Annotated in this window: 20 protein-coding genes; 8 read left to right on the top strand and 12 right to left on the bottom strand. The window is 75.4% G+C overall.

What is annotated here, in order from left to right:
• The first annotated feature begins 47 nt into the window (after positions 1-47).
• Complete coding sequence (locus AB0L74_RS17775; RefSeq protein WP_365652365.1) at positions 48-476, top strand: ATP-binding protein; 429 nt, start codon at positions 48-50, stop codon at positions 474-476.
• A gap of 43 nt (positions 477-519) precedes the next feature.
• Here the strand turns inward: AB0L74_RS17775 and AB0L74_RS17770 are convergent, their stop codons facing one another.
• Positions 520-861 (bottom strand): STAS domain-containing protein, encoded by a 342-nt coding sequence (locus AB0L74_RS17770; RefSeq protein ID WP_365652363.1) that lies wholly within the window; start codon positions 859-861, stop codon positions 520-522.
• Positions 862-1,031: 170 nt separating this feature from the next.
• Here AB0L74_RS17770 and AB0L74_RS17765 point away from each other — a divergent pair, with 170 nt between their 5' ends.
• Both AB0L74_RS17765 and AB0L74_RS17760 read left to right on the top strand, forming a co-directional pair.
• On the top strand, positions 1,032-1,913 hold the full coding sequence (locus AB0L74_RS17765) for a restriction endonuclease (RefSeq protein WP_365652358.1): 882 nt from the start codon (positions 1,032-1,034) through the stop codon (positions 1,911-1,913).
• A gap of 66 nt (positions 1,914-1,979) precedes the next feature.
• Positions 1,980-2,258, top strand: coding sequence for a hypothetical protein (locus tag AB0L74_RS17760; protein ID WP_365652355.1), 279 nt, complete (start codon positions 1,980-1,982; stop codon positions 2,256-2,258).
• 336 nt (positions 2,259-2,594) lie between these two features.
• On the opposite strand, the gene AB0L74_RS17755 is transcribed toward AB0L74_RS17760, so the two are convergent.
• Together AB0L74_RS17755 and AB0L74_RS17750 are read right to left on the bottom strand one after the other, a co-directional pair.
• Positions 2,595-4,190 (bottom strand): glycerol-3-phosphate dehydrogenase/oxidase, encoded by a 1,596-nt coding sequence (locus tag AB0L74_RS17755; RefSeq protein ID WP_365652352.1) that lies wholly within the window; start codon positions 4,188-4,190, stop codon positions 2,595-2,597.
• Entirely contained in the window at positions 4,187-4,840 is a 654-nt protein-coding gene (locus tag AB0L74_RS17750; RefSeq protein ID WP_365652350.1) for a TetR/AcrR family transcriptional regulator, read from the bottom strand. Before AB0L74_RS17750 ends, AB0L74_RS17755 begins: the two co-directional genes overlap by 4 nt.
• 104 nt (positions 4,841-4,944) lie before the next feature.
• Between AB0L74_RS17750 and AB0L74_RS17745 the strand changes: the two genes are divergently transcribed.
• Complete coding sequence (locus AB0L74_RS17745; RefSeq protein ID WP_365652713.1) at positions 4,945-6,537, top strand: FAD-binding oxidoreductase; 1,593 nt, start codon at positions 4,945-4,947, stop codon at positions 6,535-6,537.
• Positions 6,538-6,626: 89 nt separating this feature from the next.
• Entirely contained in the window at positions 6,627-7,508 is an 882-nt protein-coding gene (locus AB0L74_RS17740; RefSeq protein WP_365652347.1) for a YegS/Rv2252/BmrU family lipid kinase, read from the top strand.
• 54 nt (positions 7,509-7,562) lie between these two features.
• Here the strand turns inward: AB0L74_RS17740 and AB0L74_RS17735 are convergent, their stop codons facing one another.
• The 9 genes from AB0L74_RS17735 to AB0L74_RS17695 all read right to left on the bottom strand — a co-directional run bounded on the left by AB0L74_RS17735 (position 7,563) and on the right by AB0L74_RS17695 (position 17,245).
• The gene (locus AB0L74_RS17735) at positions 7,563-7,757 is read right to left on the bottom strand and encodes a hypothetical protein (RefSeq protein ID WP_365652344.1); all 195 of its coding nucleotides are present in this window, start codon (positions 7,755-7,757) and stop codon (positions 7,563-7,565) included.
• A gap of 227 nt (positions 7,758-7,984) precedes the next feature.
• Entirely contained in the window at positions 7,985-9,892 is a 1,908-nt protein-coding gene (locus tag AB0L74_RS17730; protein WP_365652341.1) for a DUF2264 domain-containing protein, read from the bottom strand.
• Entirely contained in the window at positions 9,889-10,920 is a 1,032-nt protein-coding gene (locus AB0L74_RS17725; protein ID WP_365652339.1) for a hydroxyacid dehydrogenase, read from the bottom strand. The genes AB0L74_RS17730 and AB0L74_RS17725 overlap by 4 nt, the downstream gene beginning before the upstream one ends.
• Before the next feature lie 70 nt (positions 10,921-10,990).
• On the bottom strand, positions 10,991-11,857 hold the full coding sequence (locus AB0L74_RS17720; protein WP_365652336.1) for a carbohydrate ABC transporter permease: 867 nt from the start codon (positions 11,855-11,857) through the stop codon (positions 10,991-10,993).
• The gene (locus AB0L74_RS17715) at positions 11,854-12,843 is read right to left on the bottom strand and encodes a sugar ABC transporter permease (RefSeq protein WP_365652333.1); all 990 of its coding nucleotides are present in this window, start codon (positions 12,841-12,843) and stop codon (positions 11,854-11,856) included. Before AB0L74_RS17715 ends, AB0L74_RS17720 begins: the two co-directional genes overlap by 4 nt.
• Before the next feature lie 26 nt (positions 12,844-12,869).
• Positions 12,870-14,201, bottom strand: coding sequence for a sugar ABC transporter substrate-binding protein (locus tag AB0L74_RS17710; protein WP_365652330.1), 1,332 nt, complete (start codon positions 14,199-14,201; stop codon positions 12,870-12,872).
• 120 nt (positions 14,202-14,321) lie between these two features.
• Entirely contained in the window at positions 14,322-15,470 is a 1,149-nt protein-coding gene (locus tag AB0L74_RS17705) for a substrate-binding domain-containing protein (RefSeq protein ID WP_365652328.1), read from the bottom strand.
• 163 nt (positions 15,471-15,633) lie between these two features.
• Complete coding sequence (locus tag AB0L74_RS17700; protein ID WP_365652325.1) at positions 15,634-16,287, bottom strand: methyltransferase domain-containing protein; 654 nt, start codon at positions 16,285-16,287, stop codon at positions 15,634-15,636.
• Positions 16,288-16,651: 364 nt separating this feature from the next.
• Complete coding sequence (locus AB0L74_RS17695) at positions 16,652-17,245, bottom strand: TetR/AcrR family transcriptional regulator (RefSeq protein ID WP_365652322.1); 594 nt, start codon at positions 17,243-17,245, stop codon at positions 16,652-16,654.
• Positions 17,246-17,347: 102 nt separating this feature from the next.
• Here AB0L74_RS17695 and AB0L74_RS17690 point away from each other — a divergent pair, with 102 nt between their 5' ends.
• The 3 genes from AB0L74_RS17690 to AB0L74_RS17680 all read left to right on the top strand — a co-directional run bounded on the left by AB0L74_RS17690 (position 17,348) and on the right by AB0L74_RS17680 (position 21,479).
• Complete coding sequence (locus tag AB0L74_RS17690; protein ID WP_365652319.1) at positions 17,348-18,361, top strand: zinc-binding dehydrogenase; 1,014 nt, start codon at positions 17,348-17,350, stop codon at positions 18,359-18,361.
• 336 nt (positions 18,362-18,697) lie between these two features.
• Complete coding sequence (locus tag AB0L74_RS17685; protein ID WP_365652316.1) at positions 18,698-19,369, top strand: lytic polysaccharide monooxygenase auxiliary activity family 9 protein; 672 nt, start codon at positions 18,698-18,700, stop codon at positions 19,367-19,369.
• Positions 19,370-19,643: 274 nt separating this feature from the next.
• Positions 19,644-21,479 (top strand): hypothetical protein, encoded by a 1,836-nt coding sequence (locus tag AB0L74_RS17680; protein WP_365652313.1) that lies wholly within the window; start codon positions 19,644-19,646, stop codon positions 21,477-21,479.
• The last annotated feature ends 47 nt before the right edge of the window (positions 21,480-21,526 follow it).

Here is a 21,526-nt window from a genome sequence, read left to right as displayed (position 1 = left end):
GTCCTTGCTTCCCAGAAGGGGCCCAGGACCGGACGGTGAGGCTCCACATGACTCCGGCGCACAGGTCTGACGCCGTTGACCGCTCCGCGCTGTCCACAGTCGTGGACTTCGACGGCGGGACGGAGGCGATTCCCGCCGCCCGGGACGTCGTCCAGGACTTCGTCACCCGGCTCGGCGAGGCGGGGGTGCGGACGGGCGACACCCTCCTGGACGCGGCGCGGCTGGTGGCCAGCGAACTGGTGACGAACGCCCTGCGGCACGCGCCCGGCCCGTGCCGGCTGCGGATGACCGTGGTGGACGGCAGCGTCGAGATCGCGGTGTCGGACACCGGCGACGGGTTCCCGACGTTTCTGCCGCGCGACCCCCAACGGGTCGGCCGGCACGGCCTGGAGATCGTGACACGGCTGTGCGACCAGGTCATCACCAAGCCCGACGCCACGGGCAAGACCGTGTACGCGCGTCTGCCTCTGACCTGAGCCGCCGCCCCGCGAGCGGGACAGGGCGGCGGCTGACGGCGGGTCAGGCGGCCAGCGCCGCCTCCACCGACGGGTAGCTGGGGATGAGGGAGTCCACCCCGACGAGCTCCAGGACGCGTCGCACGGCCTGCTGCGGCGCGGCCAGACGGAGCCAGACGCCACCGGCCTCGGCGGCCTGGTGCGCGGTGATCAGCGCGTTGATGCCGCTGGAGTCCATGAACCCGACCCGCGCCAGGTCGACGACCGCGCCCCGCCCCGTCCGCAGACACGACAGCAGTACCTCGCGGAACCGGACGCTGCCGTCGAGATCGACTTCTCCCGCGACGGTCACGAGACAGACGCCGTCGTCCGTGGTGGTACGGGTGATCAGCAGCCGATCGGGCATCGCCGTTCCCTCGGTGTCCGCCACACTTCCTCACTTCCGAGTCCGTCTTCGACCGTGGTCGGTGACCATGATGGCAGGGCGCCGCGGTGGTGCGGAGGGGCGATCAAGACTTCGGTCTCGGGGCAGACGGCGGGAGTGATCTTCCAGCGACCCGAGGAGGCACCGTCACCGTGGCCGTCCCTGCCCGCCGTATACGATCCGGCCGACGCCGGCAGCCGTTCGACCTGCGCAGGACGGCCGTGTTCTTCGGTCTCCTCGCCATCCTCCTGATCATCGTGGGGTTCGCCGTCCGCACGGCGGCCGACCTCGTCGACCGGCGTCCCGCCTGGGCGCTGGTCCTGGGCCTGGCCGGCGGCGCCGGTGCGCTGTTCCTGTGGCACCGCCGCCACCGCCTCTCCGTCGCCCGCGCCGCGCGCCGGGCCGGAGCCGCGCTGGACGAGGCCGCGCGCACGGCGGTCGACGCCTGGGAGGGCCCCGCCCGCCCCGGGCCGCCGGGGGCGGAACAGGTCGTGGGTGAGACCGGGGGCGGGCGGCCCGTGGCCGCGGCGCCCGCCGGCCGGCCCGGTGCCGTCGAGTACACCGCGGCCGCCGGGCCCACGGCCGCCGTCGACGGGGGCGCCGCCGTGACCGGGCCGGCCTCGGACGCCGACTACGCCGCCCTCGATCCGGACGAGTTCGAGCACGCGGTGGCCGCGCTGTGCGTGCGCGACGGGTGCCGCGAGGCCGAGGTGGTCGGCGGAGCCGGTGACCTCGGCGCCGACGTCCTGGCCGTGGCCCCGGACGGACGGCGCGTCGTGATCCAGTGCAAGCGCTACGGGGACGGCACCACCGTCGGCTCCCAGGACCTCCAGCGTTTCGGCGGCACCTGCTTCGCCGTGCACGGGGCGGATGTCGCGGTCGTCGTCACCACCAGTGCCTTCACCGCGCCCGCGATCGACTACGCGCGGCAGTGCGGCATCGTGTGCGTGGACGGGGAGGCCCTGCGGGCCTGGCGCGCGGGCGCGGGGCCCCGGCCGTGGGAGGCGCCCGGCGCCGAAGGCCGCCCCCGCTGACCGCCGTGGCCGGCGCAGAGGCTCTCGGCGCGCGGAATCACGCTCCCCTGACTAGGGTCTTCTCGTGTGGCTAGCACATTCGAGGAGCTCGTGGCGAAGAGGCGCGCGGCCGACCAGGCACACCAGCGGGTCGAGGAACTGCGCCACTCCTACGGGCCGCCCACGCAGAACCTGTGGACCCGGCGGCAGTCCCACACCTACGAGACCGCCGTACGGGCCTGGCGCGACCTGGACCGTGACGCACAGGCCGCGGTGACCGGTTACGCCAAGGAGCGCGGCCAGGCGCGGGACACGGTGGAGGGACAGGTCCGGGAGGCCGCCCAGGGCGCGGAACCGGGCCAATAGCCGGGACTGGCCGGACACGGCCCGCGCCGGGCCTCGCCCGGTCGGCGCGTCCTGGTGCCACGACGCGCCTCGCGACGACGTCCGCGCCTTCACATCACGCGGACCCGGCACGAGGCACCCCGGCGGCGGAGGGGGGAACCGGCCGGTCTCGCGGCGCCCTGCCGGGCTCGCCCGCCGGTCGCGGGCGCGCGGGCCCGCTCCGGTGTCCGTTGCCGGCCCGTCCGGATCCCCGGGCCGCCACCCGGCCCCGCGTCCCCCGCTCTCCGCGTCCGCCGGGCCCGGCTGCCCTGCCCGCGCCCGCCCCGCCACGGTCCGTGGCCCGCCCCGGTGTCCGCGTCAGCCCCGCTGCCAGGCCGGTGGCTCGCCCAGCAGCGTGCGGACGGCGGCCAGGACGGCGTCCCGGTCGGCGGGGACCAGTCCGACACGGGTGCGCCGGTCCAGCAGGTCGGACTCGTCGAGGGCCCCTTCGTGACGGACCGCCCACAGCAGCTCGGCACCGGTGACGGGGTGGCCCGGCAGGAGCGGCTCGCCGAGCCTCGGGTCCCGCGCGGCGAGCGCGTGGACCTCCGGCGCCTCGGTGCCGTAGCGCCGGATCAGGCGGCGCGGCGCCCGCAGCCCGCCGAGGACGCCCGGCGGCGCGGCGCCGACGAGCGGGAGCCGCGCGGTGGGGGAGGGGCCCGCGCCGAGGCGGCGGGCCGTGACGGCGGCGTCCACGGCGTCCTCGGCCATGCGGCGGTACGTGGTGAGCTTGCCGCCGACCACGGTGATCACACCGTCCGGCGAGGTGAGGACGGCGTGCCGGCGGGAGATGTCCGCGGTGCGGGGCCCGCCGCCGGCCCGCCGCGCGGACGAGGTGTCCAGCAGGGGCCGCAGCCCCGCGAACGCCCCCACGACGTCCTCCCGGCGGACGGGGACGTCCAGCACGGAGTCCAGGACGTCCAGCAGGAAGCCGATGTCCGTCTCGGGCGCCTCGGGGACGTCCGGGACGTCCCCCTCCACGGGTTCGTCGGTGAGCCCCACGTAGACCCGTCCGTCGCCCTGGGGCAGGACGAGGACGAAGCGGCTGGTCTCCCCGGGGACCGGGATGTGCAGGCCCGCGGGCAGCGGGCCCAGACGGTCCGAGCGCAGGACGAGGTGGGTGCCGCGGGAGGGGCGGATCCGGATGCCGTCCACGAGCTCGCCGGCCCACACACCGGAGGCGTTGATCACCGCGCGGGCGCGGATCTCGCCCTCCTCCCCGGTGAGTTCGTCGCGGATACGGGCGCCGGATCCGGTCAGTTCCAGCGCCCGGACCCGGGTCAGGACCCGGGCGCCGTGCGCGGCGGCGGTCCGGGCGAGCGCGGTCACCAGACGGGCGTCGTCGGTGAGCCGGCCGTCCCACGACAGCAGGCCGCCGCGCGTCCCGGCGGGCCGCAGCGCCGGGGCCAGACAGCGGGTCTCCACGGCGGACAGCCGGCGGGGCGCGGGCAGGGTGGCGCGGGCCGTGCGGGCGGCCAGGCGCAGGGCGTCCCCGGCCCGGAACCCGGCCCAGGCCAGCGCTGCCCGGCCCCGGGAGACCAAGGGGGTGAGGGGCAGGACGAAGGGCTGGGCGCGCACCAGGTGCGGCGCGGTGCGTTCCATCAGCACGCCGCGTTCCACCGCGCTCTCGTGGGCGACGCCGAGCTGGGCGGAGGCGAGGTAGCGCAGCCCGCCGTGGACCAGCTTGGAGCTCCAGCGGGAAGTGCCGAAGGCCAGGTCGTGCGCGTCGACGGCGACGACGTCCAGGCCCCGGGCCGCGGCGTCCAGGGCGGCCCCGGCCCCCGTCGCGCCGAGGCCGACGACCAGGACGTCCACGACGGGGCCGCCGACGGCGGCGGCCAGTTCCCGCGCGCGCCGCGCGGCGGACAGGGAGGCCCGGGAGGAGCGGGGGGCCGGGGGAGCGGCGGGGCTCATGGCGTGAGGGTCCTTTCCAGGATGGTCCGCAGCTCCGCGAGGAAGGCCGCCCCGCTCAGCCCGGGGTCGTCCGCGTCGGTCATGGTCCGCAGGGACAGGGCGAAGGACTGCACGACCAGCAGCACGGACCGGGCCTGCCGCTCGGGGTGGCTCTCGCGCACCGAGCCGTCGGCGTGGCCCTCCCGCAGCGCGTCGGCCAGCAGCCCCAGCAGGGCCTCCTGGCTCGCCCCGCGCCGGTCCAGCACGTAGGGCAGCAGCAGTTCCGGGTCGACGTCGACGATCTTGTGGAAGAGCGGGTGGGCGCGGAAGGCCCCGACCCCGGCCACGAGGCCCTCTACGAGACGGGTCCGTGTGTCCGTGCCCGGGCGCGGCCGGGGCATCGCCCCGGTGGCCACGGCGATCCACTCCCGCGTCATCAGGTCGCCGACCAGGGACCGCACATCGGGCCAGCGCCGGTAGAGCGTCATCCGGGAGACCCCCGCGCGGCGGGCCACGTCGGTCATGGTCGTCCGGCGGACCCCGACGGCCAGGACGCAGTCGCGCACCGCGTCGAGCACCGCGTCGCCGTCCGAGGGGGCGGACCGCCCCGGCGGACCGGGACGCTCCGGCCGGCCGGGACCCTCCGAACCATTGTGACGAATAGGCGTCATGTGTCACAGTGTAACGCCCGTGGGGCCGCGCGGACGGCATCTCCCGATCACGACCGGTGAGGACGACAGGCATGGCAGGCACGACGGACAGGACGGGCACGGACATGCGGTGGGACGGCTGGGGCGACCCGGCCGGGGCGGCACCGCTGCCCGGCGTTGTGACCGGGCTGCTGCGCGACTGGCTCGGCGTCGAGCCGCGTGACACGCGGACCGCCCGCCTGGAGGAGATCGCGGTTTCCGGACCGGCTCTCGGCGAGGACGCCCGCCGGGCCCTGCTGTCCGCCGTCGGCGGCCGTGCCGAGTGGCTGCGGACGGACGCGGAGACCCGGATCCGGCACACCCGCGGCAAGTCCACGCCCGATCTGCTGCGGATGCGCTCCGGCGACGTCACCGACACCCCGGCGGCCGTGGTCCTGCCCGGCCGGCACGACGAGGTCCTCGCCGTGCTGCGGGCCTGCGCCGCGCACCGGGTGCCGGTCGTGCCGTTCGGCGGCGGCACCTCCGTCGTCGGCGGGCTCGCCCCCGCACGGCGCGGCCCCTTCGTCGCCCTGGACCTGCGCCGTATGACCGCCCTGCTCGCCCTCGACCCGGTCTCCCGCACGGCCACCTTCCAGCCCGGCCTGCGCGCTTCCGAGGCGGAGCGGCTCCTGGCCGGGCACGGCTTCACCCTCGGCCACTTCCCGCAGTCGTACGAGTGGGCCACCCTCGGCGGCTTCGCCGCCACCCGCTCCAGCGGCCAGGCGTCCGCGGGCTACGGCCGCTTCGACGACATGGTGCTGGGCCTCACCCTCGCCACCCCCGAAGGCACCCTCGACACCGGCCGCGCCCCGCGCTCGGCGGCCGGCCCCGACCTGCGCCAGCTCGTCCTCGGTTCGGAGGGCGCCTTCGGCGTCATCACGTCCGTGACGGTCCGCGTGCGCCCGGTGCCGCGCGTCCGCCGGTACGAGGGCTGGCGCTTCGCCTCCTTCGAGGAGGGAGCCGCCGCGCTGCGCCGGCTGGCCCAGGACGGGCCGCGTCCGACGGTCCTCAGACTGTCGGACGAGACCGAGACGCTGATCGGCCTCGCCGACCCCGCCGCCCTCGGCCCCGAGGGTGCCGGGCGGCCCGCCGGATGCCTGGCGATCGCCGGCTTCGAGGGCACCGAGGAGGACACCGCCGCGCGCCGGGAGGGCGCCGCCGCCGTCCTGCGCGAGAGCGGCGGGACCTACGCGGGCCAGGAGCCGGGGCGGCGCTGGGCCGACGGCCGCTACCGTGCCCCGTACCTGCGCGACTCCCTGCTCGACGCCGGGGCGTTCGCCGAGACCCTGGAGACGGCGGTGTACTGGTCCGGCGTCCCCCGGCTGTACGCCGCCGTCCGCGAGGCGCTCACCGCCGAGCTGACCGCCGCCGGCACCCCGCCGCTGGTCCTGTGCCACATCTCCCACGTCTACGAGAACGGCGCCTCGCTGTACTTCACCGTCGTCTCGGCCCAGGGCGGGGACCCCGTGGCGCACTGGTCGCGGGCCAAGCGGGCCGCGAGCGAGGCGATCCTCGCCGCGGGCGGCACCATCAGCCACCACCACGGCGTCGGCACCGACCACCGGGACTGGTACGTCCAGGAGGCCGGCTCCCTCGGCGTGGCGGCCCTGCGCGCCGTCAAACGGCGCCTGGACCCGGCCGGAGTCCTCAGCCCGGGCGTCCTGCTCCCCGCGGAGTGACCCGCCCCCGGCCCGTCCCCGGCCCGCTCCCGCCCTGCCCGCCCGTCGGACCCCCGCCGGTACCTTCCCGTCAGCCCGGAGGCACACCGATGCGACAGTTCACCGCCGTCGTCAATCCCACCGCCGGCGGCTCCGCCGGCGCCGCGGCACTGCTGAGGGTGGCGCGGCTGCTGCGGGAGGCGGGAGCGGGACTGGAGACCGAGTACAGCCGCAGCCTGGCCCACGCCGGTGAACTCGCCCGACGGGCCGGGGAGCGGGGGCGCGTGGTGCTCGCCGTCGGCGGCGACGGCATCGCCGGCCGGATCGGCGGCGCCCTCAGCGGAACCGGCACCCCGCTCGGCCTCGTCCCGGCCGGCCGCGGCAACGACTTCGCCCGCGCCCTCGGGCTGCCCGCCGACCCCGCCGCCCTCGCCGGGGTGCTCCTCGGCCACGAGCCGCGCCCCGTCGACACCATCGAGGTCGAGTCGGCCGTGCACGACCGCACCGTCGTGCTGGGCAGCGTGTACGCGGGCGTCGACGCGCTCGCCAACCGCCACGCCAACGGCGCGCGACTGCTGCGCGGCACCGCCTCCTACTACGCGGGCGCGTTGCGCGCGGTCACCACCTGGCGGGCGGCGCGCTACCGCGTCACCGTCGACGGCCGCGTCCACGAGCACCGCGGGTACACGGTGGTGGCCGCCAACTCCGGTTACTACGGGTCGGGCCGTCTCATCGCCCCGGACGCCCGCGTGGACGACGGCCTGCTGGAGGTCGTGATGATCACACAGGCGCCACGCCTGCTGTTCTTCGCCCTGATGAACGAACTGAGGTCCGGCAGCCACGTCCGGCGGCCCCAGGTCCGGGTGGTCCGGGGCAGCGAGGTCCGGGTGGAGGCCGACCGGGACGTCCCCTACGGTGCCGACGGCGAGGTCGAGGCCGTCCTGCCGGTCACCGCGCGGGTCCTGCCGGGAGCTCTGCGCGTCCTGTACTGAACGCCGGGGCCCCGCCCCGGCGAGGCAGGGCCCGGGCGTCCGCCTCCCGCCGCCTCATTCGCCGCCGCCCAGGCCGGGGCCGCCGTGCCTGCGGCCCGGACGGTTCGCCACGCTCACCAGTTCGCAGACCCACAAGGTCGCGGCGGCCACCGCCCGCACCCAGCGCGGGCCGCCCCGCGCCGCCCACACGACGCAGCCGCACGCGGCGACGACGAGTACGAGGACGCCGGACAGTACGAGAACGGCCATGGTGAGAATCCCCCCTGCGTGACGACGGTCCCCGCCATGCTCTCAGCCACGGAGCCCGGCCGTCCCCTCCGGGGCGCGCGGACAGCGGGCCCCCACGGCCGTGACGTTCGGGCGCCGCGAAGGCGGCTTCCCCGGCTGTGCACGCCGGTCACCGCTCACCGGCCTTCCCCGCCACCGGACCGGCCCGACGAGGACGCGGGTGCGCGCCCGGCCGCCCCGGGCCTCCTCTACGCTCCCTCCGCGTCCCTGCCGTGCGTCACCCGCACCGGGTCGAAGCGGATCCGGGTGCGCGCCCCGCCGTCCGCCCAGACGACCAGCACCTGCGTGCCGTCGGCCGCGACCTCGGTGACCGCGTCCGCCAGCGGCCCGGGGCCCGGCTCGGCGGCGAGGGCGGCCAGGCAGACGTGCACGGAGGTGCCGCCCGCCTCGCCGCACAGGCGCGGCACCTCGGCCCAGCGGGTGCGGGCGGTGCCCTGCGGCGCGCGGAGCGTCCCGGCCCCGGGATCCCAGCCGTGCAGGCCGTGCAGCGCCGAGACCAGCGGCTCGTCCGGGCCGGTCGCCCAGCCGGTGTGCGTCACACGGGACCCGGCGGGCGCCCCGCTCACCCGGTGCACCCGCAGCTCGTGGGGCCCGTACGCCACCGTCACGCTCTCCACCCGCAGCCCCGGCACCATCGGGGGACCGGCCGTGAAGACGGGCCGGTGCCAGGACGCCGCCCAGCCCCAGCCGTCGCCGTGCCCCGCCCCGAGGGGATGGATACGGCGCCGCACGCTCGAGCGCCCCCGCACCTCTACCGAGAGGTGGTTGTCCGCGACGTTGCCGGGCGCGGTCGGGCCGGTCCGCGTCGAGTACGCCTGGCGGCCGTAGTGCGGGTCGTCCCCGGCGGCCGACTCGCCCTCGTGCGGCCGGACGTGGTCGCTGCCGTGGTTGTGCAGCCGGACGATGCCGTCGCCGCGCGTCGCCTGCACCAGCAGCCCGGCCGCCGGCAGGGCCAACACCCGGTCGGCCTCCTCCACCGGCGCCGGCTCCTCGGTGGCCGTCCACAGCGGATGGTCACCGGGAGCCAGCAGCGCCACGAACGCCTTCGACGCCCAGTACGGCGACGCCGGACCGGAGTACGGCTGCGCGGTGGCCTCGTGCGGTCCGTGCCAGCCCAGGCTCAGCAGTCCGTCGGCGGTCAGCGCCCCGCGGTCCAGGAAGTGGCGCAGACTGCCGCTCGCCAGACGGCGCGAGACACCCGGCGTCAGCGGCGTGTGCCCGGTCAGCGCGCCGAGGCTCACGGCCGCCGAGGCGGCGAACCGGTACGTCAGCGACCGGCCGAAGTGCAGCGGCGCCCCGTCCGCGCCGAACATCAGCGCGTAACCCTCCAGGTGGGCGCGGAGCCGGGGCCCGTAGCGGGCGGCCCCCCCGGCGTCACCGGACAGGTGGGCGTCGAGCACCGGATACAGGTGCAGGGCCCAGCCGTTGTAGTGGTCGAAGGCGCGCCCGTCCCCGTCGGCGTACCAGCCCCCGCCCCGGTACCAGCCCTCCAGCAGCTCCCGCGCCCGCTCCCGGGCCGCCGCCGTCTCCGTGTCCCCGCGGCCCACCGACTCCAGGAACCCCGCGACCGTGTAGGGGAACAGGTACCAGTTGTTCGGGGCGGGCGTGTGCCGCAGCGCGCCCCGCAGCCACTCCTCCGCCCGGTCCCGCACCCCCTCGTCCAGGTGCTGCCACAGCCAGGGGGCGGTCAGCCGCAGCCCCAGCGCGACCGACGCCGACTCGACCATGGGCTGGCCCTGCACGTCATGGTCGAGGATCAGCGGCCAGGACTCGGTGTCCTCCCGCCCGGGGGAGCGCGTACCGGCGGCGAGGCCGCGCGCGTACCTCTCCAGCCAGCCGTGCGGATCGGCGCCGTCCGCGCCCGCCACCCGGAAGGCGGCGGCCAGGAAGGTCCGCGCGAAGCCCTCCAGCCCGTCGGAGCGCACCCCCGAGCGGGAGGGACGTCCGGGCAGGTCGAGCAGGGCGCCGCCGGGCGTGCTCCAGCGCCACGCCGCCGCCAGCAGCCCGTCGGCCACGGCCTCCCAGTGAGCCCGGGTGTAGCCGGTGTACGGGCTGGACGCCCGGTCCGCGGCGGGCAGGTCGAAGGAGATGCTCATGCCAGGAAGGCCAGCCTTTCGCGTCGTACGGGATGGAGGAAACCGGCGCCGGAGGCCCAGCGGGCGGTCTCGGCGAGCGCGTGGTCGGCCAGGCGGCGCCACTCGTTGCCCTCGGAGCCGGCGAGATGGGGGGTGATCAGCGCGTTCTCGCACTCCCACAAGGGGTGGTCCGCGGGCAGCACTTCGGGGTCGGTGACGTCGAGGACCGCCCGGATCCGGCCCGCCAGCAGGGCGTCGGTGAGCGCGTCCTGGTCGACGACCGCGCCGCGCGAGGTGTTGATGAGCACCGCGTCGGACGGCATCGAGTCGATCAGGGCGCGGCTGACCAGGCCGCGGGTGGCGGGCAGCAGCGGGGTGTGCACGCTGACGGTGTCGCAGCGGGCGAACAGCTCGTCGAGCCCCACCCGCCGGACGCCGAGTGCGGCCGTGTCCGCGTCGGTGAGGTACGGATCGTGCAGGAGGACCTCGACGTCGTGCGGGCGCAGCAGTTCCACGACCCGGCGGCCGATGAGGGACGCCGACAGGATGCCGACCGTGCGGCGGTGGTTGCCGACGGTGCGCGGAGTGCGCAGCCAGTTCCCGCGCCGGCGGGCCGCCCGGTAGTCGCGGGCCCGCTCCAGCACCCGCTTGCCGGTGAGCAGGATCATGCCGAGGGTGTACTCCGCCACCGGCACGGCGTTGGCCGCGGCGGCGGAGGACACCTCGATGCCGCGCTCCCAGCAGGCGTCGGTGACATGCCCGCGGACGCTGCCCGCGGTGTGCACGACGGCCCGCAGCCGCGGCGCCGCCCGCAGTACCCCGGCGTCCAGGGGCGGACAGCCCCAGCCGGTGATCAGCAGGTCGGCGTCGGCCAGCAGCGACCGGGCCCGCGGCGTGGTGAGGTCGTCCAGTGCGGGGAGCGGGGCCAGGTCGCACAGGGCGCGGAACGCGTCGAGCGTCTCGGGGTCGAGGACGGCCTCGGCGGCGTCCCGCGCCATCGCCACGGCGGCGCGGGGGCGGAAGCCGGGGCCCGGCGTGGACACGGTCATGTGGGGGATCGGACTCCTCGTTCGGTGGGGCGGGTGCGGCGCCGCCCGCCGGGGCGCCCGGCCGGCGCGGTCACTTGACGGCTCCGGCGGTCAGCCCGCTGCGCCAGAAGCGCTGGAGCAGGACGAAGGCGACGATGAGCGGCAGCACGGCGAGCAGCGAACCCATGATCACCACGGGGTAGTACTCCGGTGACACGGACGCGGCGCTGTTCCACGCGTACAGTCCGAGGCTGACCGGGTACAGGTCCTGGTCGGACAGCATCACCATGGGCAGGAAGAAGTTGTTCCAGATGGCGGTGAGCTGGAACAGGAAGACGGTCACCAGCCCGGGTCCCAGCATCCGCAGCGCCACCCGGGCGTACGCGGTCAGCTCGCCCGCGCCGTCCATCCGCGCCGCCTCCAGCACCTCGTCGGGGACGTAGCCCCGGCTGAAGATCCGGCCGAGATAGACGCCGAACGGGTTGAACAGGACCGGGACGAACACCGCCCAGAAGGTGTTCACCAGGCCGGCCTCGGAGGCCATCAGGTACAGCGGCAGCGCCAGCACCGTCTGCGGGACCATGACGGCGGCCAGCACCAGCCCGAACAGCTTCTCCTTGTGCCGGAAGCGGTACTTGTCGAAGGCGTAGCCGCAGGCCACGCTCACCAGGGCGCCGACGGCCGCGCCGAGCACCGCGTACAGCAGGCTGTTGACGTACCAGCGCCCGTACAGGCCGCCGTCCATGGCGAACAGGTCGCGCAGGTTCCGCGCGAAGGAGAAGCCGCCCGGGGAGAGCAGATCGCTGCTGAACAGCGCGTCGCGGTCCTTGGCGGCGGCGAGCACCAGCCACAGCACGGGCAGCAGCGTGTACGCGACGAAGACGGCGACGACGGCGTTGACCGTGGCACGGCCCAGCAGCCTCGGGCGCGGCCGGGCGCCGGTGCCGGTGGCGCTCATCGGGCCTCCTCGGTGGTGCCGGCGCGGCTGGTGAAGCGGGTGACGCCGTAGGACAGGGCGATGGTGCACACCAGCAGGACCACCGAAGAGGCCGCCGCCAGGCTGTAGTTGTTGCGGTTGAACGCCGCGTCGTAGATGTACATGCTCGGCGAGAACCGCGAGTTGATCACGGGGGAGGACTGGCTGAGCAGCATCGGCTCGGTGAATAGCTGCAACGCCCAGATCAGGGTGAACAGGGCGACCATGACGATCGAGGCCCGCACCATCGGCGTCTTGACCCGCAACGCGGTGCGCACCGGCCCGGCGCCGTCGACGACGGACGCCTCGATCACCTCGCGGGGCACGGCCCGGAGCGCGGCGTAGAAGACCACCATGTTGTAGCCGAGGTTGCTCCACAGGGCGATGTTCACGATGGACGGGATCACCGTGCGCACGCCGAGAAAGTCGATCGTGATGTCGGCCCGGGCGAACAGGTCGATGACCGGGCTGATCCCCGGTGTGTACAGGTACAGCCAGATCAGCGCGGCGATGATGCCGGGCACGGCGTGCGGCAGGAACAGCCCGAGCTGCGCGAAGGCCCGCAACCGCACCACGCCCGAGTCCAGCAGCAGGGCGAGGGCGAGCGCGCCGGCGACCATGAGCGGAAGGTAGATCAGGCAGTACAGGGCGACGGTGCCGAGCCCGCCGAGGAACGTCGGGTCGGTCAGGACGGCCGCGTAGCCGCGCAGTCCGACGAAGACGGTCCGCTCGGGCCCGAAACCGAGACCCGGCTGGTCGTCGCTGTAGAAGCTGAGGTAGACGGCCGTGCCGACGGGGATCAGGAAGACGGTCACGAGCAGGGCGAAGAACGGCGCCATCAGTACGCCGCACGCGGTCAGCCGGCGGAGTCCGGCCCTTTGGCGGGCGCGCGGCGCGGAGGCGGCCGGGGCGCCGGCGCCCGGTGCGGGGACCCGCACCGGCCGTGGTTGCGGGGTGGTCGCGGTCATCGGGGTGTCACCTGCCTTTCGACGGCTCAGGTGCCGCGCTGGGTGGTGGACAGGCCGAGGGCCCGCAGGTCGGGCATGGTGCCCTCCTGGGCCGTGCGCAGGGAGTCGGTGAGACTGCCCTGACCGGCGCCGACGCGGGCGAAGGAGTCCTGCATCACCTTCTGGGTCGCGGTCATCCGCGGTCCCCACAGCCAGCCCTCGCGGATCTTGGCGGCCTCCTGTTCGAACAGGCGGTAGATGTCCTGCCCGCCGTAGTACGACCGGTCGAACGCCTCGCGGCCCACGGCCACCAGGCCGGGAGCGGCCGGGTACTGGCTGCTGGTGCCGCTGGACAGCCGGGCGCGCAGCGCGTCGGGGTGGGAGACCTGCCACGCGATGAACTCCATCGCGGCCTCCGGGTGGCGGCTGTCCCTGGTGACCGCGAACGTGGACCCGCCGTGCGTGCCGACGGCCGGACGGCCGGTGTCCCACTGCGGCAGCGGCGCGATCCGCCACCGGCCCTTCTGCCCGGGCCGCGCGTTCATCTGCGCACCGGCGTCCCAGGCGCCGGACAGCCGGGTCACCACCAGCCCGTTGCCGATCTGCGCGTCGGACTGCCGGCTGTCGACGGCGTTCACGAAGACCACGTCGTCGTCGATGAGCCGCTGCCAGTACGCCGCCACGCGCCGGCTCGGCGCGTCGGCGAGGGAGACGTTCCACGCGCCCCGGGAGATGTCGAACCACTGGGCTCCCGCCTGCCAGGCGTACGCGGCGAACTGGGTCATGCCGTCGGTGGGGAAGAGCACCAGCCGCCGGCCGCGCGCCCTGCGGCGCACGGCGTACGCCAGCTCCGCGAACTCCTCCCACGTACGGGGAACGCTCAGGCCGTGGCGGTCGAACAGATCGGCGCGGTAGTGCAGCACCATCGGTTCGACGTCCAGCGGCACGCTGAACACCCGGCCCTCGAAGGTGGTCAGCCCCAGCGCCTGCGGCAGCAGCTTGCGGCGCAGGGAGTCATCGACGAGGCCGGTGATGTCGCGGGCGACACCGTCGATGGCGAACCCCGGCACCTGCGGATACTCGATCGTGGCGACGTCGGGGGCGTTGCCGGCCCGGGCCGCGTTGCTCAGCTTGGCGTAGCCGCCCTGCCCGCCGGAGGGGATCTGCTGGAAGTCGACCTGGATGCGGTCGTGCGTGCGATTGAAGGCGTCCACCACCTCCTGGCTGCCGCGCAGCGCGGACCAGAAGGTGATGCGGGTCTTTCTCCTGCCGCCGCGCGGCCGGTCGTCGTCCGCCCCGCTGCAGGCGCCCACGGCTCCTGTCAGCGGTACGGCGGCCATCGCGGCGAGCACGGACCGACGACTGCGTCGACCGGGCATGGCGCCTCCCGCGGCTCCTCGCGTGTCGGTGACACGGCTGTTTCGGGGACAGGGGAATACTCGATGCCGTGACGGAAACGGTCAATAGATCGATCAGAAGAAAATAAAACGCTCAAACGCTCACTCGTGGTCGCTGTCCACCGCCTTGTCTTCCGCGCCCCCGGCCCGTCCGGCCGGGGCCGCGCCGGCGGGCCGGGTGGAGCCGCGCACCGTCAGCCGCGGCAGCAACTCGACGCGGCGCACGGACCATCCGGCACCGGGCGCCTGTGCCAGACGCCGGAGGAGCACCCGGGCGGCGACCCTTCCGACCTCCGTCTTCGGCGGGGACACGGCCGTCAGCGGTGGCGTACCGAGCCCCGCCACCACGTCGTCGTACGCCACGACCGAGCAGTCCCGCGGCACCCGCACCCCCTCCCCGGCCAGCCGCTGCACGATCATCAGCGCGTCCACGTCCCCGTGCAGCACCAGGGCGGTCGCGCCCGCCTTCCGCAGCAGCACCGGCAACTCGGCCGTCTGGTCCGCCGAGTAGGCCCCCTCGGCGCCGGCCTCCGACGCGCTCAGGGCCCAGGCCCAGGACTCCACCAGCGGATGCGCCTCGGCGATCTCCGTGAAGGCGGCCCGCAGCGTGCGCGCGGTGGGGCTGTCGTCCCGGGTGGCGAAGACGATCCGGCGGTGGCCGAGCCCCACCAGATGCTCCACGGCCAGGTGCGCGCCGTACCAGTGGTCCGAGCACACCGAGTCCAGGGAGTGCAGGGCGCTGCCGCGCCGCGGCCGGCGCTCCATCAGCACCGTCGGAACCTCCAGCGCGGCCAGCCAGGCGTGGTCGGCCTCCTCGGCGGCGCGGCTGGTCCACCGGGGCGCCAGCAGCAGGCCCCGCGCGCCGTCCGCGAGCGCCCGCTCCACCAGCGGGCGCTCGGCGCCGGGGACCTGCGGGGCGATGTGCAGCGCGATGCGCAGACCGGCCTCCTCCAGCACCGTGCGGGCGCCGTACAGGGTCTCGGTCAGGTACGAGTGCCGCTCGGGCACCACCACCGCCACCCGGTCCCCGGCCGCGACCTCGCCGCCGGGCAGTTCCCGCGCGGGCAGGGTCGACCGGACGACGCCGTGCCCGCGGCGCAGTCTCCCCTCGCGGGTCAGCTCCTCGACGTCCCGGCGCACGGTCACCACCGAGACGTCCAGCTCGGCGGCGAGGTCGCGCACCCGTGCGCTGCCCCGCGCCTGCACCGCGGCCAGGATCCGCTGCCGCCTGAGCTCGACCGGCTCCCTCATCTGGCCTCCCCGCCCCGGAGATGTTCGTTTGAACGTTTCGCGTCATCCTAACGATCGCTCCGGCGCGAGGCGCAGGCCGACCGGGAGGGGCGGACGCGACCGGTCGGGCGGGAAGGGACCCCGCGGTGACGACCACGGGACACGGGGCGGGGGCCCCGGAGGGTCAACCGGCCGGCGCGGTCGGCCGGCGGCCGTGCACGAAGAGGTGGGGCTCCGGCACGGCGTCCGGGTGGTCGGGGGTGAACAGCACCTCCTCCCGCGCCAGCACCTCCAGTCCCGCCTCCCGGGCCAGGGCGGTGACGCCGTCGGCGGAGAAGCTGGTCACCCGGACCGGCTGCCCCATGAAGACCCCCTCGGCGTCCTCCATGTCCAGCGGCACGGTGGCCAGGGCCATGAGGCCGCCGGGGCGCAGCGCGCGCACCAGGCGGCGCACCACGGCGGTCTGCTCCGCCCGGCCCATCTGGAGCAGGGAGAAGTACACGCAGACCGCGTCGAACGAACCCTCCTCCAGGGCGACGTCACGGATGTCCGCCCGGCGGAACACGGCACCGGGCACCTGCCGTGCGGCGAGCCCCACCATCACGGAGGAGACGTCGACGCCCAGCACCTCGTGCCCCGCCGCCGCGAGTGTCTCGGCCGTGGGCCGGCCCGTCCCGCTGCCCACGTCCAGCACGCGGCTGCCCGGGGCGAGCCGTCCGAGCAGCCACCGCAGCGAGCGCCGGCGGGCCTCGGACCCGGCGAAGGCCTGTTCGTAGGCCGCGCCCAGCGCGTCGAACACGGCGGCGGCCGGAGGCGGGTGCTGGTCATCGGCGGTCACGGCGTTCCCTTCCCGGCGTCGGCGTGCGGGTGCCCGGCATCTTCCACCGGGGACGAACCGCCCGCAAGGCCGGCGCGCGTCTGGCGTGTCGCCCGGCCGGCGGGCTACGGGCGGCGTACGGCCCGGCGGCTCGGCGCCCGCCGCCCTCGCCGGTTCGGCCAGTGCGCGGTGGGCGGCCTCGGCGCGATCCGGCAGCATCACCCGGCCGGCCGCTCCCCACGCCGTGGCCTTTCGGCCGTGAGGCCGTGCACCGGGTGCGGGACGATGCCGGAAGACCAGGGCCTCCCGTCCGGCGAAGCGGGCTCGGCCACCCCGAGCAGCGGGGCGACCGGCGGCCCGGAACGAGCCGGTTCCCTCCTCGCGGTCAGCCCTGCGGGCGGGGCCGCGCCCCGTCGAGCGCCAGGTCGACCAGGCCCGCCACCAGCGCTTCGTCCAGCGGCGCCCCGCTGAGCAGGACCCGGACGAAGAGCGGGCCGCTGACGGCCTCGATCAGCAGGCCGGGGTCGGTGTCCGCGGCCAGTTCACCGCGCTCCACGCCGCGCCGGACCATCACCCCGGCCCGCTCCAGCCGCTCGCTCCAGTAGGGGCCGCGGCGGTCGTCGAGCGTGCCGTCCCACTCGACGCTCAGCCGCAGCAGCGCCAGGCCCTGCGCCGTGCCGAGCAGCCGGGCCAGCGTGGTGAAGAAACGCAGCAGGTCCTCTCGTACCCGCCCGGTGTCCGGGATGGGCAGCGCGGAGTCGAGCTCCGTGGTCAGCGCGTCGAGGATCAGGTTCTCGCGGGTCTTCCAGCGACGGTAGACCGACGTCTCGTGGACGCCTGCCGAGCGGGCCACGGCGGCGACGGTCGCGCCCGCCAGCCCCTGGGACGACAGCAGTTCCACCGTGGCGGCGAGCACCGCTCGCCGCATCCGCTCCCCACGGCGGCGCAGGGGCGGCGCGGGGTACTCGGCAGACGTCATACGCCCCAGCCTAAAGCAAGTCCACTTGCGTTGGGTGTACCGTTAACGCAAGTCGACCTGCGATACACCGCAGAGGCGCCACCGCACCCAGGAGGTCCCGTCATGGCGCAGATGCTCGCCGCCCGCCTGCACGTCCCGAGCCGCACGCTGCGCGTCGAGGAGGTGCCCCGCCCTCAGCCGGGACCGGGGGAGGTGCTGGTGAAGGTCGAGGCGGCCGGGGTGTGCCTGTCCGACGTGCACCTCATCGACGGCACGCTCACGCCGCTGTTCCTGCGGGGCGACACGGTGACCCTCGGTCACGAGGTCTCCGGCACCGTGGCCGAGACCGGTGAGGGCGTCACCGCCTGGACGGCCGGCCGACGGGTCGTCCTCCACGCCGGCGAGGTCCGCGACGGCGTGACCTACACACGAGGCGTCGACTACGACGGCGGCTGGGCCGAGTACGCCCTCTGCACGGCGGACGCCCTGACCCCGCTGCCCGACGCCATCCCCTTCGACCAGGGCGCGATCATCCCCGACGCCGTGTCCACGCCGTGGGGCGCGATCACCGAGACCGCGGCCGTCCGGCCCGCCGAGGCGGTCGGCGTGTGGGGCGTCGGCGGGCTCGGCGTACACGCCGTGCAACTGCTGCGCGCCATCGGCGCCTGCCCGGTCGTCGCCGTCGACCCCAGCCCCGTCGCCCGGGAACGAGCCCTGGCCGCGGGCGCCGATCTCGCCCTGGACTCCGCCGACCCGGGCCTGCGCGAGGCCGTCGGGGAGGTGACTGGAGGTCTCGGGCTCGCCGCCGCCTTCGACTTCGCGGGCGTGCCCGCCGTGCGCGAGCAGGCCGTGTCGGTTCTCGCCCCCAAGGGGCGGCTGGTCCTGGTCGGCCTGACCGACAAGCCGCTCACCGTCACCGACGGCACCCGCTTCAGCTACCTCCAGCAGCGGATCCTCGGCCACTACGGCTCCGACATGCCGGTGGCGCTGCCGCAACTGCTGCGGCTGATCCAGGGCCGACGGCTGGACTTCTCCGGGTCCATCAGCGGCGTGCTGCCCCTGGCCGAGGCGGCCGAGGCGGTCGCGCGGCTGGAGAAGAAGGAGGGCAACCCGATCCGGCTGGTCCTGCGTCCCTGAGGCGAGGATGCGCGGGCGTCCCCGGGCGGGCGCACCGGTGGCGGGCGGAGGGGCGGCCGGGCCGGGCCAGGCCGCCCCTCCGCCGCGCCGTCTGCCCGTCTGCCGCCCGCCCGGCGCGCCGCGCCGTCTGCCCGTCTGCCGCCCGCCTGGTCCGCCGAGCGCGGGGGGATGCCGCGCGAGCGGATCGAACACATCCCGCGCGTCGAACGTATCGAACGCGCCACCATCGGTGCGGAAGTGGCGCAATCGCGTGTTGCCGCAGTGTTTCCCGGCACGCAGCCTGTCAATTGGGAGCGCTCCCATTCGATTGTGTCCCCCCACCGGAAGAAGGAGTCCATGCTTTGTCATGATCGCGTCAGGGGTGTGCGACGCCCGCTGACGCTCGTTCTGAGCATGCTCACCGCGGCCCTGCTCTGCCTCATCCCGTGGAGCGGCACCGCCGCCGCCCACGGCTCGGTCGTCGACCCGGCCTCCCGGAACTACGGCTGCTGGCTGCGCTGGGGCAGTGACTTCCAGAACCCGGCCATGGCGCAGCAAGACCCGATGTGCTGGCAGGCGTGGCAGGACGACCCCAATGCCATGTGGAACTGGAACGGCCTGTACCGCAACGGCTCGGGCGGCAACTTCCAGGCCGCCGTCCCCAACGGCCAGCTGTGCAGCGGCGGCCGCACCGAGAGTGGCCGCTACAACTCCCTGGACGCCGTGGGGCCGTGGAAGACGACCGACATCAGCGGCAACTTCACCGTCAAGCTGCACGACCAGGCCAGCCACGGTGCCGACTACATCCTGGTCTACGTCACCAAGCAGGGCTTCAACCCCGCCACCCAGCCCCTGACCTGGAACGACCTCCAGCTCGTCGCCCGCACCGGCAAGTACGCCCCCAGCCAGAACTACGAGATCCCCGTGAGCACCTCCGGCCGCAGCGGCCGGCACGTGGTCTACACGATCTGGCAGGCGTCGCACATGGACCAGACGTACTTCCTGTGCAGTGACGTGAACTTCCGCTGACCCTCGCCTCGCCGATCCCGGTGAACCCCGTCCCCGCCGGCCCGTCCCCGCCCGGCGGGGACACCACGCGACGTTTCCCGGTGAAACACCGCCGGTCCCGCACTACGACCTCTGGAGCTGACCCGGGGACAAACCGGTTCGCGGGCCGGGGTCGCGCACCGGCGCGGCAGTACACCGGGTGTGCCGGAACACGCCCCCGTGGCGCGGCACGGGTCCACGGGGCGCCCGTGGGACGGTGGAAGCCGTCCCGGTGGCGGCACGTCAGGAGAGACCCATGGAGCCCACGCCCCGTACCGAGCCCTCGCCCCGCGCGGGTGCCACAGAGCAGGCGGACCCCGGAGACGGCGCGGCCACGGGCCTGCGCGCGGACTCCCCGGACGGCGCGCCGCCCGGCGACCGCGGCGGTCCGGCGGACGGCACGCGGTACTACGACCTCGGCATCCACGGCCGCCCGGTGACCACCTCGTCCGCGCGGGCGCAGTCCTGGTTCGACCGCGGACTGGTGTGGACCTACGCCTTCCACCACGAGGAGGCGGTCTCCTGCTTCGAGGCCGCCGCCGCGGCGGACCCCGGCTGCGCCATGGCCCACTGGGGCATCGCCTACGCCCTCGGCCCCAACTACAACAAGCCCTGGGAGGCGTTCGACGACCGGGAGCTGGCGCGGGCCGTCGACCGGACCCACGCGGCCGTCGAGCGGGCCCACGCCCTGGCGGCCGGCGCCACCCCCGTGGAGCGCGCCCTGATCGAGGCGCTGCGCGCCCGTTATCCCCGGGCACGGGCCGCCGCCGACTGCTCGGTCTGGAACACGTCCTACGCCGAGAGCATGAGCGCCGCCTACGGCCTGGCCCCCGACGACCCCGACGTCGCCGCCCTCTACGCCGACGCGCTGATGAACCTGACACCCTGGCGGCTGTGGGACCTGCCCACGGGCCGGCCGGCCGAGGGCGCCCGCACCCTGGAGGCGAAGGCGGTCCTCGACCGTGCCCTCGCCACGGAGGCGGGGCGGCGGCACCCGGGCGTCCTGCACCTGTACATCCACCTGATGGAGATGTCCGCCACCCCCGAGGCGGCCCTGTCCGTCGCCGACCGGCTGCGCGGCCTGGTCCCCGACGCCGGTCACCTCCACCACATGCCCTCGCACCTGGAGGTGCTCTGCGGCGACTACCGGCGCGTGGTGGCGGACAACGACGCGGCGATCGCCGCCGACGAGAAGTACCGGGCGCGGGCGGGCGCGATGAACTTCTACACCCTCTACCGGGCGCACAACCACCACTTCAAGATCTACGGCGCGATGTTCCTCGGCCGGTACCGCACCGCCCTGGAGGCCGCCGCCCGGCTCGAAGAGACCGTCCCCGAGGAACTGCTGCGCGTCCAGAGCCCGCCGATGGCCGACTGGCTGGAGGGCTTCCTCGCCATGCGGGCGCACGTGCTCGTCCGCTTCGGCCGCTGGGCGGACATCCTGCGTCTGCCGCTGCCCGCCGATCGCGAGCTGTACCGCGTGACGACCGCCATGCTGCGCTATGCCCGAGGTGTCGCGCTCTCGGCGACCGGGCGGATCGCCGAGGCGGAGGCCGAACGGGAGCTGTTCCGCACGGCCGTGGCCCGCGTTCCGGCGAGCCGCACCCTGTTCAACAACACCTGCGCCGACATCCTGGCGATCGCCGCGGCGATGCTCGACGGCGAACTGGAGTACCGCAAGGGCGACCACGGCACCGCCTTCGCCTGCCTGCGCCGGGCCGTCGAACTGGACGACGGCCTCCCCTACGACGAACCGTGGGGCTGGATGCAGCCCACCCGGCACGCCTACGGTGCCCTGCTGCTGGAACAGGGGCGCGTCGCCGAGGCCGAGGCCGTGTACCGGGCCGACCTCGGCCTGGACGACACCCTGCCGCGTGCCCGGCAGCACCCCGGCAACGTCTGGGCGCTCCACGGGCTCCACGAGTGCCTGCTGCGCCTGGGCCGGGAGGGGGAGGCGCGGATCGTCGGGCAGCAGCTGAGGTTCGCCGCCGCCCTGGCGGACGTACCCGTCACGGCCTCCTGCCTCTGCCGCCTGGACACCTCCGCCGCCGGCGCCGGCACGCCGGACGGCTGCTGCGGCCCGGACCGCTGACCGGCGCCGGGCCGCAGCAGCCCGGGTGCGGACCCGGACGGTGCCCG

The sequence above is a fragment of the Streptomyces sp. NPDC052020 genome (assembly GCF_040680575.1).
Taxonomy (GTDB): domain Bacteria; phylum Actinomycetota; class Actinomycetes; order Streptomycetales; family Streptomycetaceae; genus Streptomyces.
Note: the sequence above shows the minus strand (reverse complement) of the source record. Positions and strands in the feature narration are given on the sequence as shown.

Excerpts from the sequence above, each read along its gene's own strand:
- AB0L74_RS17725 (WP_365652339.1), bottom strand. The coding sequence starts at position 10,920 with ATGACCGTGTCCACGCCGGGCCCCGGCTTCCGCCCCCGCGCCGCCGTG.
- AB0L74_RS17775 (WP_365652365.1), top strand. The coding sequence starts at position 48 with ATGACTCCGGCGCACAGGTCTGACGCCGTTGACCGCTCCGCGCTGTCC.
- AB0L74_RS17735 (WP_365652344.1), bottom strand. The coding sequence starts at position 7,757 with ATGGCCGTTCTCGTACTGTCCGGCGTCCTCGTACTCGTCGTCGCCGCG.
- AB0L74_RS17690 (WP_365652319.1), top strand. The coding sequence starts at position 17,348 with ATGGCGCAGATGCTCGCCGCCCGCCTGCACGTCCCGAGCCGCACGCTG.
- AB0L74_RS17750 (WP_365652350.1), bottom strand. The coding sequence starts at position 4,840 with ATGACGCCTATTCGTCACAATGGTTCGGAGGGTCCCGGCCGGCCGGAG.
- AB0L74_RS17685 (WP_365652316.1), top strand. The coding sequence starts at position 18,698 with ATGCTTTGTCATGATCGCGTCAGGGGTGTGCGACGCCCGCTGACGCTC.
- AB0L74_RS17680 (WP_365652313.1), top strand. The coding sequence starts at position 19,644 with ATGGAGCCCACGCCCCGTACCGAGCCCTCGCCCCGCGCGGGTGCCACA.
- AB0L74_RS17720 (WP_365652336.1), bottom strand. The coding sequence starts at position 11,857 with ATGAGCGCCACCGGCACCGGCGCCCGGCCGCGCCCGAGGCTGCTGGGC.
- AB0L74_RS17715 (WP_365652333.1), bottom strand. The coding sequence starts at position 12,843 with ATGACCGCGACCACCCCGCAACCACGGCCGGTGCGGGTCCCCGCACCG.
- AB0L74_RS17730 (WP_365652341.1), bottom strand. The coding sequence starts at position 9,892 with ATGAGCATCTCCTTCGACCTGCCCGCCGCGGACCGGGCGTCCAGCCCG.
- AB0L74_RS17710 (WP_365652330.1), bottom strand. The coding sequence starts at position 14,201 with ATGCCCGGTCGACGCAGTCGTCGGTCCGTGCTCGCCGCGATGGCCGCC.
- AB0L74_RS17770 (WP_365652363.1), bottom strand. The coding sequence starts at position 861 with ATGCCCGATCGGCTGCTGATCACCCGTACCACCACGGACGACGGCGTC.
- AB0L74_RS17755 (WP_365652352.1), bottom strand. The coding sequence starts at position 4,190 with ATGAGCCCCGCCGCTCCCCCGGCCCCCCGCTCCTCCCGGGCCTCCCTG.
- AB0L74_RS17705 (WP_365652328.1), bottom strand. The coding sequence starts at position 15,470 with ATGAGGGAGCCGGTCGAGCTCAGGCGGCAGCGGATCCTGGCCGCGGTG.
- AB0L74_RS17745 (WP_365652713.1), top strand. The coding sequence starts at position 4,945 with ATGCGGTGGGACGGCTGGGGCGACCCGGCCGGGGCGGCACCGCTGCCC.
- AB0L74_RS17695 (WP_365652322.1), bottom strand. The coding sequence starts at position 17,245 with ATGACGTCTGCCGAGTACCCCGCGCCGCCCCTGCGCCGCCGTGGGGAG.
- AB0L74_RS17740 (WP_365652347.1), top strand. The coding sequence starts at position 6,627 with ATGCGACAGTTCACCGCCGTCGTCAATCCCACCGCCGGCGGCTCCGCC.